This window comes from Rickettsia sp. MAE-05 (genome assembly GCF_057319745.1).
This window is the reverse complement of record NZ_JBLTIO010000002.1, coordinates 451,821-464,423: the sequence shown is the minus strand read 5'-3', so window position 1 is coordinate 464,423 and position 12,603 is coordinate 451,821. Positions and strand designations below refer to the sequence as shown.

The following is a 12,603-nucleotide window of genomic DNA, read 5'->3' as shown; positions in this document are numbered from 1 at the left end:
CGGTCTTGACGGAACAAGAAGTGTCCTTAAAAATGCATTAGATTATGTACGTGAAGGAGATATCTTTATTGTTACAAAATTAGATAGGCTAGCACGCTCTACTGCACATCTATGCAAAATAGCTGAGATTTTAGATCGGAAATCTGTAGCCCTGAAAGTTTTAGATCAAAATATTGATACTAAGGATGCAACTGGGCGGTTAATATTTAATGTATTAGGAGCAATTGGACAATTTGAAACTGAGATTAGAGCCGAGAGGCAAATGGATGGAATCCTAAAAGCAAAAGAGCGAGGTGTACAGTTTGGGAAGAAACAATACTTAACAAAGCAACAATTAAATGATCTTAAAGAAAAGCGAAAACAAGGTATTAAAATCAAAAACCTGATGCAAGAATTCAATTTATCAAAAGCTTCGATTTATCGCTATCTTGCACAGGAAGTATAATATGTAATACGCTATTAAGTTGGTGATTCTGAATTGTATTACATATTATAGAAGCCAAGATATGTCTTGGACATATTGTAGGACTAAATCTTCACTTCTATAACCAATGCACTATCCTACTTATTGTACAAAATTGTCCATTCCTAATAAGTGTGTGTCCTGATCACTGAAGCATTGTATGCATTCTGCCATTATCTGATCAATCTCATGCCATTGGTCATTATCTGTACATTGTGCCTTGTTCTCAATCTTAGGTTCTGCAACATATTTCTGCTGTAATAATGAATCTTTATTTATAAGATTTTTAGGTTTTGGTGGTACTGGAGGTTTAATTTTAGGTAATCCACTAACCTGATTGTATGAAAATACTGTTTCATGATTCTGCTGCTCAGGTAATTGGGCATTATTTGTTGTATCACTGACAGCTTCTTTGGCTATATCTAGATTGACTGAATTTTGAGTCTGAGGTGATCGTTGTAGTATACAATCTTTAGCTTTACTACATAATGCGTTAGCTTCTTCTACTTTGGATATTGGTACATTAGGAGATTGCGAAATCTTCTGTATCTTTACAATGCTATTATTGATCAGCTGTATTAATTCATCTTTATTTAAAGGAACAACAAAGTGTGTATTTGTTATATGATTTATAGCGATAGTTATTGCTTTCGTATTAAATTCTTGTGGGGTACTGGATAAATTATTATTAGTATTGTTATAATTAATTAATAATTGAGCAATATCAATATGATCATTATTATTATTTTTATTCTTTAGTATTGCGTTGTTTGCAATATCTAAAGCCGTGTGCCCATCTTTATTCAAAAGATTGGCATCGACGCCTAAAGCAATTAAATCGTGAACTAGACCGACATTTCCTTTTTTTGTGGAGATATGTAATAGGGTATTACCATACTGGTCAGGCATATTGATGTCACTTGTATTAATTGATGCAAAACCCTCTTGGTTTATCTTTTTATAATTCTTTCTTAGTGTACTGTGGCTTCTAAATATAGGCATTTATATAATTCCGTTTATGAAAAACGGAATTATATACAGTATATTATATTATTCAACTAAATAATTATTACTTATGATTTGTTTCTTGTTTATAATCGTTTTATGTGATAACTAGACACCTCATATAGTTTTCCCCCTATAAGAGTAACCTTAGGAGAATTTAAGTCCAATTATTGAGATTATTAGAGTAGTAATAAAGAATAATCGTAATATAGATATTGGCTCATTAAAGATGAATATACCTAATATTGCGGTGCCAGCAGCACCAATACCAGTCCATACGGCATATGCTGTACCTATAGGAATTTTATTCAGAGTTTTAGCAAGACAGGTAAAACTTAATGCTCCAAAGAAAATAAAAAGGAGCGTTGGTTTTAGTTTTGTTAAACCATCAGAATATTTTAATGAAATAGCAAATGCTATTTCAAAAAGTCCTGCTATTATTAAAAGAAGCCAGTACATAAGATCAAGTAAAATTAGGTAATAATTCCGGAATCTAGATAATGATATATTAATCCTAATAATTCAATATCTAAACAATCGTGAGCTAGATCTATAACAGATTCATCGGTATTATTTATAATATACGGACAAGCACCTGAGAATATAAGATTCATAATAATCTCAGCACACGTATTTTCATAAAGTGCTATATGTAGCGGGGTATCTCCATCATTATTTTTAGCGTAAACATTAGCGTGATATCGCAGTAATAATTCTACAATATCTGCTCTATTCATCATAACTGCATAATGCAATAATGTATCTTCATTATAATCTGTTACACTAGGATTCGCTCCTTGAGATAATATATCGTGTATATCATTATATGATGCATTGGCAAGAATTAGGTTATGTAGTTTTGTGCGTAGTAATGGTTGTTGCATAGCATTAATAATTGTAAATTAATATAGTTTAATTTTTAGAGATCAATAATGTCCTACCTTTACTTTTCCACTTATCTATAATCTTTGGATTAATAATTAATTGTTCTTTACAATCAAGTAACATTCCGTAAAGAATATGAGCATTATCAGGGTGCAAATAATCAAGACCTGCTTTAACAAACAATCCCCCAAGCATAATCTTCTTTCTAGCGTCAGTTTTGCGATCAAAAGCTACTGTTTTTTTTAATTGCATACGAGTATACCATAATTTCTTTGTGATTAATTTATTATGAGGAGGAGGAATATTTAAAATCTATTGGTTGTGATTCGATATTGAACTTTTTACGTTCTGATGTGCTTGATAGTAAGACTGTATTGATAGCCGATGAGGCAAGCATGATAGAGCTTGCTAATATGGACTATTTAGCTCACGAGGTCTTAAGGTCTAAGGCTAAATTAGTGCTTGTTGGAGATAACAACCAGTTTACAGCTGTTGGCATGACTGGAGCGTTTAACAAAGCTCGTAAGATTGCAGGAGGAGTTAAGCTCACTGAAGTTAGAAGACAGGAAAGAGTAGAGTACAGGCAGGCGACTAGAGCTATGGGACGCTTTGCCATGCAGGAAGCCATTGAGATATATAGAAAACTAGACGTATTTAACATTAAGGATAATGAGCAGGAAGCTAAAACCAGCTTAGTTACGTCATTTGCTAAAGAATATACTGAGCAGATAGATAATCTTAAGAGAGATGATTTAATAGCGATTAGAAGTATAGCAATTGGAGCATATACGAACGAGAAGGTAGCTGAGTTTAATACAAGAGTAAGAGATGAGCTAAAGCATAACGGGGCATTAAAGGGAACTGAAGTACAAATTAGCAGTGGCGAGCGAATGCTGCCGCTGATGAAAGGCGACCAAATAGTATTTGAAGAGAATAGTTTAAGATACGGCATTAGTAACGGAGAAGTTGGTACAATATTGTCAGTCAATCCGTTTGGAGGAAGTGCAAATAGTAAAGGTGATGGGGTTTTACGGGTCTTAGTCCATAAAGCAGATGGCAACAAGGATATAATTGAGATTAATACTTTTTTAGATTCATTTAACAATAAGAGACGAGTGAAGTTAAATCATGGATACGCATTAACCGGTTACAAGTTACAAGGTGAGACGGTGGACAATATGCATGTATATTTTGACCGCTCTATTGGATATGAGGCGTTTTTGGTACTCATGTCACGTCATAGACAGGAGGTTAAGCTTCATGCGTCCGCAGAGGAGCTGGAAAATATAGTGTATCAGCGTCTTGATAGTGATGTTGAGACAGTAAGAAATCAGTTCAAGCTTAACAGCTATGAGATGCGAGATGAGACGCGTATTAATTCTGCAGGGGAGGAATATACAGTTCAAGGGTCATGCCTCCATATTGCAGTTACGCCTATTAAAAAGCTATACGTTCAATAAGAGTACCAATAACCTTATCATGAATATCCAATGACTTGGAAAAGCAGATTGTCTTACGTGCAAGCCTCTTGCATCTCGTTCTAAGGTTCAAGTTACTTCGTTCTATCCGTTGAGTGTATTTTTTACTGATAATATGCTTTTTAGGGTCTAATAACCTAGCATAACTCCCCCATCCATCTGTATAGTAAAAAGTCACCTTGAAATTCTCTAGTTTTTTCAGTAATGATTCTAATGTGCTATCACATCTTGTACCAAACGTATAAGCAACTACTTTTAACGAAATCTTATCCAAGGCATACCAAAGCCATCGTTGTCTGGATTTATTCTGTACATAAGACCATTGTTCATCTATCTCAGGAGCAATAATTACTTCTGTTGTACTGATAGAATGATTTATTGTTTTTAATACTAGATTTTTTTAAAACACGGATAACTGTATTGATACCCACTTTTAATACTCTTACTGTATCTCTAACTCCAGAGCCGTTGATTGACATTTCTACTATTTGCTCCTTAACTCCAGGCTTAGATGCATTATTAATATACTCCAATTGAAAATATCGATTACACCGCTTGCATTGATATCTCTGTTGTTTTGAAATTGAATATCCTGACTTTATTACTTCTTCTGTGTTGTTACAATATCTACACTTAACATCTATTTTTGCCATAACTCCTTAACTATAATTCTCTCTTATTACTGTTTGAGGATTATAGACTATTTACTCTAAACTGCAATACGGAGGCACGACCAAATGTTTGTACTTTCTGTTCTGTAAAAGATTTTTTTATAGATGTTACCTCTGCTTTATATTTTTCTTGGTGGTAAAAATTTCTATCCTTTGCATCTAAGGTTCTCCCTGTTTTCTTTGCTAAATTTTTATTTCTGTCTACATAACTGTTTATAAGTTTAATTTCTTCAATTCCTGTATCATTTCTGTAAATGTAAAGGTTAAGGTAAGTAATGGAGTTATTGAACTTAAGAGCTTTAGATAATTCCTTTATTCCGGTTTCATCTATTTTGCTCCCTGAAAGGTCAAGGTGAGTAATGGAATTATTGAATCGAATCGCTTCGGCAATTAGCTTTGCACTGATGTTATCTATATTGTTTGTCCTAAGGATAAGGTGAGTAATAGAATTGTTAAACTTAAAAGCTTCAGCTAATTCCTGTATTCCGACAGTACTTATGTTATTATACGTAAGGTCAAGGTAAGTAATAGAATTATTGAATTTAATCACTTTGGCAATTAGCTTTGCTCCGACGTCACCTAAGTTAGTAGATCTAAAATTAAGTATAGTACTATTGTTTCTTAAATTGTCTATTTCCTCACTAAATCCTTTTTCTTTAAAAATTCTATTAATTTTTCATGAGATGTTGTTGTTGCTTCTTGCGGAGTTTGAAATTGTCCTTTGAGCACTATTATATCCTTATTAAATTCTATAAATTTCAATATTTTGTTAAAAAAATAACTAGAATATGGATAAACTATAATAAGTAGTTTTAAGAATGCAATGGATATTTAATTAGAAGTATAAATAAATGAATGGAGATTGATTTAAAGAAGAATCACTAGAAAGGTTGAACATTCTCTAACCTTTCTTTAAACGCCGAAAAGCTTGACTTTATGCTGCATCCGCCGTTTGACACCTTTGTAGAAATACCGAAAAATGGAGAATGGTGGCCACGGTTGGAATTGAACCAACGACACAAGGATTTTCAGTCCTTTGCTCTACCGACTGAGCTACGTGGCCGTATATACTCGTTTAATTTGAAAAATTGGCTACGTCGTTCTACAAGTACTGCGGTACTCACGTATAAGTATACGCTGCGTTCCTCGTCTTGTGAACTCCTTGCTCTTTTCCAAACTAAACTTCGTCTATACTATTCTTTCATTTATTTAGGGTGTAAGAAAAACCAAATATAACTAAAGCTTATAATAGATTAATCGGCTTTTGTCTATTCTTAATTAGTAGTATTAGACAAAAATACTTAATTATGATATTATGAGCGTTTATTTTTATAACGGTTTTTTATGATCAAAATCGGCGATATAGAACTTTCTTCAAATGTAATTCTTGCTCCAATGTCTGATATTACGGACTTAGAATTTAGAAAATTGGTGAAAAGATTCGGTGCAGGGCTTGTAGTTTCTGAGATGATAGCAAGTCGGGCAATGGTTGTAAAATCTAGGCAGTCAATGCAAAAATGTGCTATCGTGCATGACGATCCGACAAGTGCATGCGTGCAGCTAGCCGGCTGTGAGCCGAATGTAATAGCTGAAGCTGCTAAAATGAACGAGGATATGGGGGCAAAGATTATCGATCTTAATTTTGGTTGTCCGGCAAAAAAGGTAGTAGGTGGTTATGCAGGTTCGGCTCTAATGAGGGACGAGCAGTTGGCAGCTAAGATTTTTGAAGCTACCGTTAAAGCGGTGAAGATTCCGATAACGGTTAAAATGCGTATGGGGTGGGATGATAACACGAAAAATGCTCCGGCTTTAGCTAAAATTGCTGAAAGCTCAGGTGTTCAGATGGTTACCGTTCACGGTAGAACTAGATGCCAGTTTTATTCCGGTAATGCCGATTGGGATTTTATACGATCAGTTAAAGAAGCGGTAAAAATTCCGGTTATTGCTAACGGCGACATCACTAATTTTGCTAAGGCAAAAGAAGCTCTGCAAAGATCAGGTGCAGACGGTATAATGGTCGGTAGGGGAGCGTACGGCAAGCCTTGGCTTATTTCGCAAATCGCACATTATCTTAAAACCGGCGAAGAAAAACCCGCCCCTTCTATAGCAGAGCAGCTAGATATCGTAACTGAGCATTATGAGGCAATAATTGACTATTACGGTGAATCTGTGGGCGTACCTATTGCACGTAAGCATATTGGTTGGTATAGTAGCGGTTTGCCGAGTTCGGCAGAGTTTAGAGGTGCCGTTAATTTGATGAACGACTCCGCAGAGGTAAAAGAGAAAATTGCAGAATTTTATACAAACGTTATGGATAACGAGAGTAAGTGAAAAGAATTTTAAGTTTTATTTTTGTAATATTGTTTTTTAGTTTAAGTTATGCAAGTGAAAAAGCAGCAATTATAACTGATTATAAACCGGTATTTTTGCCTGTAATTTATGACAAAAAGACGAAAATCGCCATTCGTTCTTATTTAAATAAGGACAAAGCGTATTTCGTTTTAGTAGATCCAAATTCTTTTAAAACTGAGCTAGTCTTACAAGAGCTGGTAATTTTACCTACGAATAAAACAGAAAAAGAAAATCTTCTAAAAAAATTAAATAAAACTCCATATATTAAAGCTTTAAATAAATATAACTCTGCACCTTATATACTGCAAAATTACGGTGCTACGAGTAGCATGTATAAAGTAAAAGGGCAGTTCTTGACAATTGATATGTGTCCTTCTTCCAAAAGCTTTGAAGAAGATTTTTTTAAAAAGCTCGTAGAATTATCGAGCAAACTAAATAAACCTGTTCCGATTGCTATATGTGTTTCAGGCTTATGGATTAATAAGCATACTGAAGAGTTCTTATGGTTATTAAAGCAACAAGAAAACGGTTATTTACAAATAACATGGGTTAATCATTCATTTAGTCATCCTTACTTTAAAGATAAACCTCTTGAAGATAATTTTCTTCTTTCCAATAAAGATGATTTTGAAAATGAAGTATTAGAAGCAGGGAAAATATTAGTAAGTTATAATATTGCTCCGTCACCTTTCTTTCGTTTCCCCGGATTAGTTTCTGATCAAACATTAATAGAAAAGCTAAAAGATTTAGGATTTATTCCGCTTGGTAGCAATGCTTGGCTTGCTAAAGGCGAAAAAGTTCAAGACGGCTCTTTCATATTAGTACACGGTAATAGTAACGAAAAAGCCGGAATAGATTTAATTATGCCGATGTTACCGGAATTAAAGTTACTTCCTATTGAAAAGGCGTTTTTATCACATGACAATTGATTAGCTAGATATTAAAATTGGAGCATCAATGACTCAAGCAGTAAAATCACCAGTAATTATAAATAAATACGGCAAACTTCTTATATCACCTGAAGAATATGAGAAATTTAATCAGTTTGAAGATATGTACTGGGCAATGCAAGCAAGAAATGCAAGTAAAAGCGATTTTTTATCAGAGGAAGAGAGTAAAGATTTTTTAGATAAGATGTTAAAGAAATAGATATGATTATAACTTAATTTTTCTAGTAGGACTTTTACCTCTTTGAATATCAAGCTTTGTACCGAATAACGGAGAGGCTTGTAAAAAATCAATAAGGGAAGATTCTGACGAATTTGTTATAATGCTACACAAACGTTTATTTTCGTCTAATACTTCTAGATTTACCTCGATTAAAGGCGGGGTAAGTAAATGCTTAATAATTTCAGACCATTCTATTAAAATTAAATTGCCGTTTAATGCCTCTTCAAATCCAAGTTCATAAATTTCTTCAGGTGATTTAAGACGATAAAGATCATAGTGATAGATAGTGAAGTTAGATGCTTTATAGTCACTTGATCCCCCCTCGCCTACTGCGTTGCTCGTCGCTCTCCTATTAGTTATAGGCTTTGCTCCTCGCTCCTTGTATGCAAAGGAGGCTGAATTGACTATATATGTTTGTAGTAAGTTAAAAGTCGGGCTTATAATACTCGTATTTTCACCGCAAAAATGTTTAATAATTTCACGGCAAAAAAATGTTTTACCAGCTCCAAGGTCACCGTTAAGTAAAACTATATCATTTGGCTTTAAGCTTTGTGCTAAAAGTTTTGCAAGTTTTTTTGTCTCTTCTTCGTTATTTAATATAAGCATTTTTTAACTTGATTAATCATTTGTAAATATTGGTTCTGAAAAGTGCTTGAATTAATATTTTTCACATTCCAGTTTTCGCTATTTAATATTATTATTTTAGCGTTTAATTTATCGTATAATCGTGAATTTTGTTCGCTACTTAACACAAGACATTTGTTATTAGACTCTTTAATTAAATCTTCTAGCTTGCGTATATATCGTAAGCTTTTCTGACTTTCGCTATATAATTTTGCAGTTTTAATATTAGTATTAACAAAAAAATACTCGCTACTATCACTTAATAAAATTACGTCTTTTATCGCCCTAAGCTCGTTATTTTTAATTTCTTGTAGCTTGTTTAATTCTTTAAGTGCTATTGAAAGGTTATTATTAATATCTTCTTGTAGCTCAGGCAATTTTTCACTAAATATTCGTGCAAATTCCTGTAGTAAAATTCTTACATTATCAAGATCAAGCCAAATATGCCAATTATAGTCAAATGATTTGAATTCACTTCCATCGTCACTTGTCGCTCTCCTATTAGTTATAGGCTTCGCTCCTCGCTCCTTGTAATTAAATCCAACTGATTTGACTATATCTTTTATAATGGTTAAAGATTTAATATCACTAATTTTAATAATGTTTTTGCTATGATTATCAATTAATTTCTCGGCAAAACCGTCAAATTGTTCATTAATATAAATAGCTATATCGGCATTTTTAACTTTTACTAAATCACTAGGTTTTATATTATAATGATGAGGACAGTCGCTACTAATAGCTAAACTTTCTATATCGGCTTTATCTTTAACAAGCATCGAAACAATACTAGCAATTGGCGTAATACTTACAACTATTTTAGGCTTAGCGTAGCTAGTAAGGCTGAAGAAGGTGAGACATAATAAAATCGTCATTGCGAGCGACTGAAAGGAGCGTGGCAATCTCAGGATTTTGGCACGAGATTGCTTCGTCAAAATTTTCAATTTTTCCTCGCAATGACGGTTTAACACACTATCTCTCATAACTTCTCCAACAACTCCAATTTACTAGGCTTGAAATCCTGCTCTATCCAAAAATTTTTTAGATATTCTAGCTTTGCTCCTATCTCTTTTTTTTCTATATTCATATTTAATAAATCATTACCGTTTACTTGGAATTTCGGACGTAATAATGTATCATATTTATAAATAAATTCTTTTACTTGTGAATGGTCTAGTTTACCGATTATGCAGGCTGCTAATAAATATTCCTTATAGTTCTTTTTTTCAAACCAAATTTTTTTTATGTTAGCTTCAGAATCATTCAGAAAGTTTAGTATCGATAATATTTGCATTGCTTCCTGTCTTGAGAATTTCCAATCGAGAAGAAGCTTTGAATTTATATTTTTTAAATTATATAGTAATAAAGCATAATTAGTTGCTAATTCTAATTCTTTAGATTGCTCAAAAAATTTTATTTCATAATTTTGGATAGAGAATATTAGTTCTAATATTCCTATGTGGGACATAGCTTCTAAAATTTGTGCTGCTTTTTTTGAAACAATGATTTTATCCATTTCGCTTTTTATTCGCTCTCGTGATAAAGTTTTTAAGCCGTCTTTTAAAGCTTTACATGCTTTAAAGCTGCCATCATCAAGTTGATTCGCATAATAGCTAGAAAACCGAAAAAAGCGTAGGATTCGTAAATAATCTTCTTTAATTCTATCTAGAGCTTCCCCTATAAATACAACCTTTTCCTGCTGCAAATCCTTAAATCCTTCAAAATAATCATATATCTCGTTCTTAAAGGGACAATAGCTTAAAGCATTAATAGTAAAATCTCGTCTTGCGGCATCTTCGGCAAAATCGTTTGTGAATATTACTTTGGCATGTCTGCCGTTACATTCGATATCTTTCCTGAGAGTTGTAATCTCAAATTTTTCCTCGTTTAAAATAGCCGTAATCGTACCGAATTTTAAGCCGGTCGGGATGGTTTTTATCTTAGCTTTTGATAAAATATTTATTACTTCATCCGGTGTTAAATTAGTAGCTATATCGATATCGTAGCTATCTTTCTCTAGTAACGCATCCCGCACGCAGCCGCCGATAAGTCGTGCTTGCCCTTTTTCATTTAAAAGGCTCAAGATTTTTTTATATCCTTTTGAAGGAATTTTTAAAGTTTTATGTATAACTTGCATTATTTGATTTTACCGTACATTCCTTTTTATTGCAAAAGATAAGTATAACAGGGCTTTTTTTAAAAAAATCATGATTAATCGTTATTAAACTTCCTTTGCATTTAGCTTTGTAGTTAAGGTTGATATGAATTTCGGCGTCTTTACAATAATTGTTTTTATTAATAATAATTTTCTGTCCGTGATTAGTTATGAAAATACTATCTTTTAAAGGTAACACCATACTATCTTTTTGTCCGAACCAATTAGCCCAATAAGTTCTATTAAATGTAGGCATTTTATCGGCATAAATTATAAGCTTGTCGTCTTTGTCTTTAATGCCTACTGCCATATGATTTATGTCAAATATTAATTCCGGCTTTGGAGAGTAGAACATAAATATAAAAGATATTATCATAATTACAAGACCAAGCAAACGCCACGAAGTTTTCCATATACAAATCCAAAAAAACCGAATAAAAAAAGTAATATGCTGAAATTGGTAATATAACCGAAATACCATACAGCTCTCGGTAAGCTATTAAAATAGGCGGCTGATTTTATTATTATTTCAATAAAAAATCCCATGATCATTAATATATAGCTATCAAACCCAATCATAGTAAAAGGCAGAGATAGCAAAGCAAGCGGCATAAGAAAAAATGATGTTATCGGAACAACAATGAGGTTAGCCGGCACTGAATAAGTGGAAAATATGAAGAATTGATTAATTACTACCGGAGCGGTTATAATACTTGCTAAGAAGCTTGAAAAAATATTTGAAGCCATATAAAATTTTACTGCTCCAAAAATGCCTTTATTTTCCCCGATTAGCCATGAATTTTTTAAGTAAAACTCGAAACCTGCGACAAGGGATAATACGGCGATAAAAGATAATTGGAAACTTGGATGAAAAATATATTCGGGATTTAACGATAATATTATAAAAGACGCAATTGCAAGTGAACGAAGAGGAAAGCAAGAACGTCCGATAATAATACCGTAAATAAAGATTGCAGCAGTAATAAAGGCTCTAGTTGCTGCTATTTGCATACCGCTTAGCTCTAAATAACCAAAGCTTCCTATTAGCGAACAATAAGCAGAGATTAATTTTATATTGAAATTATATGCCAAATAATTTGAGAGATTTAATAAAAATCTTGTAGTAAGGAAAATAATCATCACAACTAAAGATAAATGCAAACCTGAAACGCAAAGCACGTGTGATATACCGCTTTGCCTCATATCCTGCATTATTTGCCTGTTTAAACCTTTCGTTTCACCGAGTAATATCGCAGCTGCAAAATTCCCTTTATCTTTTCCTAGCTTGTCTATTAAATTATTATAAATAAAGATACGCACTCTATAAATAAAACTATCAAAATTTGTCTCGTTACGTTCTATAATTTGTGGCTGCGACATGGCATAGCCGTTTGCCCCTATATCCGATAGATAAGCGTAAAAACCAAAATCATACCCCCCGGGGAGTATAGCATTTTGCGGCTTATAGAGTTTAGCAAGCAAAGTAATTCTGTCATTTATCCTAATTTCTTGTATATATTTTTTTGGTATACTAATTTTAACTTTTTGTAAATTACGGTTAATTTTTTCAATCTTAATGTTGTTTAATACTATTTGTCCTCCTATAATAGTCGGTTTTATAGATTCTATATTGCCGCTAATTTTTGTTATTATTGGTTTATGAAGTGTTTCGCCGTGTAAATTTGTCACGCGATATTTAGAGATAAATACGCCAAAAATAAAAGCAATAATCATCCAATAAGTAAACTGTAAAAATATATTAGAATTTCTAGTAAAGGTTAATATTAAGCAAGCACAAAA

General features: G+C 32.9%; 13 protein-coding genes, 1 tRNA gene and 5 pseudogenes. 6 read left to right on the top strand and 13 right to left on the bottom strand.

Annotated features, from left to right (window positions below):
• A partial coding sequence (locus ACNFN7_RS06040) for a recombinase family protein (RefSeq protein WP_485441227.1) occupies positions 1–445 on the top strand: 445 nt, incomplete at its 5' end.
• Between the two features lie 120 nt (positions 446–565).
• Here ACNFN7_RS06040 and ACNFN7_RS06035 read toward each other — a convergent pair.
• From ACNFN7_RS06035 to ACNFN7_RS06020, 4 genes are all read right to left on the bottom strand, one after another.
• Positions 566–1,465 carry an ankyrin repeat domain-containing protein gene (locus ACNFN7_RS06035; RefSeq protein WP_485441226.1) on the bottom strand — a complete coding sequence of 300 codons (900 nt, stop codon included), beginning with the start codon at positions 1,463–1,465 and terminating at the stop codon, positions 566–568.
• 150 nt (positions 1,466–1,615) lie between these two features.
• Positions 1,616–1,927, bottom strand: coding sequence for a DMT family transporter (locus ACNFN7_RS06030; protein WP_485441225.1), 312 nt, complete (start codon positions 1,925–1,927; stop codon positions 1,616–1,618).
• 14 nt (positions 1,928–1,941) lie between these two features.
• Entirely contained in the window at positions 1,942–2,352 is a 411-nt protein-coding gene (locus tag ACNFN7_RS06025) for an ankyrin repeat domain-containing protein (RefSeq protein ID WP_485441224.1), read from the bottom strand.
• A 28-nt stretch (positions 2,353–2,380) separates the two neighbouring features.
• Positions 2,381–2,605 (bottom strand): conjugal transfer protein TraD, encoded by a 225-nt coding sequence (locus tag ACNFN7_RS06020; protein ID WP_485441223.1) that lies wholly within the window; start codon positions 2,603–2,605, stop codon positions 2,381–2,383.
• Positions 2,606–2,685: 80 nt separating this feature from the next.
• Between ACNFN7_RS06020 and ACNFN7_RS06015 the strand changes: the two genes are divergently transcribed.
• Entirely contained in the window at positions 2,686–3,813 is a 1,128-nt protein-coding gene (locus ACNFN7_RS06015) for an AAA family ATPase (protein WP_485441222.1), read from the top strand.
• Here the strand turns inward: ACNFN7_RS06015 and ACNFN7_RS06010 are convergent.
• The 3 genes and pseudogenes from ACNFN7_RS06010 to ACNFN7_RS06000 all read right to left on the bottom strand — a co-directional run bounded on the left by ACNFN7_RS06010 (position 3,791) and on the right by ACNFN7_RS06000 (position 5,565).
• Positions 3,791–4,484 (bottom strand): annotated as a pseudogene (locus tag ACNFN7_RS06010) (IS1 family transposase). The gene ACNFN7_RS06015 and the pseudogene ACNFN7_RS06010 sit on opposite strands and share 23 nt — an antisense overlap.
• A 40-nt stretch (positions 4,485–4,524) precedes the next feature.
• Positions 4,525–5,052, bottom strand: a complete 528-nt coding sequence (locus tag ACNFN7_RS06005) for a hypothetical protein (protein WP_485441221.1) — start codon at positions 5,050–5,052, stop codon at positions 4,525–4,527.
• A gap of 437 nt (positions 5,053–5,489) precedes the next feature.
• Positions 5,490–5,565: transfer RNA gene (locus ACNFN7_RS06000), tRNA-Phe, on the bottom strand.
• A 281-nt stretch (positions 5,566–5,846) separates the two neighbouring features.
• Here ACNFN7_RS06000 and dusB point away from each other — a divergent pair.
• The 3 genes and pseudogenes from dusB to ACNFN7_RS05985 all read left to right on the top strand — a co-directional run.
• Positions 5,847–6,833: a tRNA dihydrouridine synthase DusB gene (dusB, locus tag ACNFN7_RS05995; RefSeq protein WP_485441220.1), complete on the top strand. Its 987-nt coding sequence runs from the start codon at positions 5,847–5,849 to the stop codon at positions 6,831–6,833.
• Positions 6,830–7,783: a polysaccharide deacetylase family protein gene (locus ACNFN7_RS05990; RefSeq protein ID WP_485441219.1), complete on the top strand. Its 954-nt coding sequence runs from the start codon at positions 6,830–6,832 to the stop codon at positions 7,781–7,783. The genes dusB and ACNFN7_RS05990 overlap by 4 nt, the downstream gene beginning before the upstream one ends.
• 124 nt (positions 7,784–7,907) lie before the next feature.
• Positions 7,908–7,994, top strand: a pseudogene (locus tag ACNFN7_RS05985) (type II toxin-antitoxin system Phd/YefM family antitoxin); the annotation flags it as partial.
• A 15-nt stretch (positions 7,995–8,009) separates the two neighbouring features.
• Here the strand turns inward: ACNFN7_RS05985 and ACNFN7_RS05980 are convergent.
• The gene (locus ACNFN7_RS05980; protein WP_485441218.1) at positions 8,010–8,630 is read right to left on the bottom strand and encodes a tRNA (adenosine(37)-N6)-threonylcarbamoyltransferase complex ATPase subunit type 1 TsaE; all 621 of its coding nucleotides are present in this window, start codon (positions 8,628–8,630) and stop codon (positions 8,010–8,012) included.
• Positions 8,618–9,523: a metal ABC transporter solute-binding protein, Zn/Mn family gene (locus ACNFN7_RS05975; protein ID WP_485441255.1), complete on the bottom strand. Its 906-nt coding sequence runs from the start codon at positions 9,521–9,523 to the stop codon at positions 8,618–8,620. The genes ACNFN7_RS05980 and ACNFN7_RS05975 overlap by 13 nt, the downstream gene beginning before the upstream one ends.
• A gap of 9 nt (positions 9,524–9,532) precedes the next feature.
• Between ACNFN7_RS05975 and ACNFN7_RS05970 the strand changes: the two are divergent.
• Positions 9,533–9,610: pseudogene (locus ACNFN7_RS05970) on the top strand (octaprenyl-diphosphate synthase); the annotation flags it as partial.
• Positions 9,611–9,627: 17 nt separating this feature from the next.
• Here the strand turns inward: ACNFN7_RS05970 and ACNFN7_RS05965 are convergent.
• The 4 genes and pseudogenes from ACNFN7_RS05965 to ACNFN7_RS05950 form a co-directional block, all read right to left on the bottom strand.
• Positions 9,628–10,785, bottom strand: a complete 1,158-nt coding sequence (locus ACNFN7_RS05965; RefSeq protein WP_485441217.1) for a CCA tRNA nucleotidyltransferase — start codon at positions 10,783–10,785, stop codon at positions 9,628–9,630.
• A 190-nt stretch (positions 10,786–10,975) separates the two neighbouring features.
• Positions 10,976–11,179, bottom strand: a pseudogene (locus ACNFN7_RS05960) (ComEC/Rec2 family competence protein); the annotation flags it as partial.
• Positions 11,180–11,181: 2 nt separating this feature from the next.
• Positions 11,182–12,006, bottom strand: a complete 825-nt coding sequence (locus ACNFN7_RS05955) for a ComEC/Rec2 family competence protein (RefSeq protein ID WP_485441254.1) — start codon at positions 12,004–12,006, stop codon at positions 11,182–11,184.
• 225 nt (positions 12,007–12,231) lie between these two features.
• A pseudogene (locus tag ACNFN7_RS05950) lies at positions 12,232–12,561 on the bottom strand (hypothetical protein); the annotation flags it as partial.
• Positions 12,562–12,603 lie beyond the last annotated feature (42 nt).

Excerpts from the sequence above, each read along its gene's own strand:
- ACNFN7_RS06035 (WP_485441226.1), bottom strand. The coding sequence starts at position 1,465 with ATGCCTATATTTAGAAGCCACAGTACACTAAGAAAGAATTATAAAAAG.
- ACNFN7_RS06030 (WP_485441225.1), bottom strand. The coding sequence starts at position 1,927 with ATGTACTGGCTTCTTTTAATAATAGCAGGACTTTTTGAAATAGCATTT.
- ACNFN7_RS06025 (WP_485441224.1), bottom strand. The coding sequence starts at position 2,352 with ATGCAACAACCATTACTACGCACAAAACTACATAACCTAATTCTTGCC.
- ACNFN7_RS06020 (WP_485441223.1), bottom strand. The coding sequence starts at position 2,605 with ATGCAATTAAAAAAAACAGTAGCTTTTGATCGCAAAACTGACGCTAGA.
- dusB (WP_485441220.1), top strand. The coding sequence starts at position 5,847 with ATGATCAAAATCGGCGATATAGAACTTTCTTCAAATGTAATTCTTGCT.
- ACNFN7_RS05980 (WP_485441218.1), bottom strand. The coding sequence starts at position 8,630 with ATGCTTATATTAAATAACGAAGAAGAGACAAAAAAACTTGCAAAACTT.
- ACNFN7_RS05975 (WP_485441255.1), bottom strand. The coding sequence starts at position 9,523 with ATGACGATTTTATTATGTCTCACCTTCTTCAGCCTTACTAGCTACGCT.
- ACNFN7_RS05965 (WP_485441217.1), bottom strand. The coding sequence starts at position 10,785 with ATGCAAGTTATACATAAAACTTTAAAAATTCCTTCAAAAGGATATAAA.
- ACNFN7_RS05955 (WP_485441254.1), bottom strand. The coding sequence starts at position 12,006 with ATGAGGCAAAGCGGTATATCACACGTGCTTTGCGTTTCAGGTTTGCAT.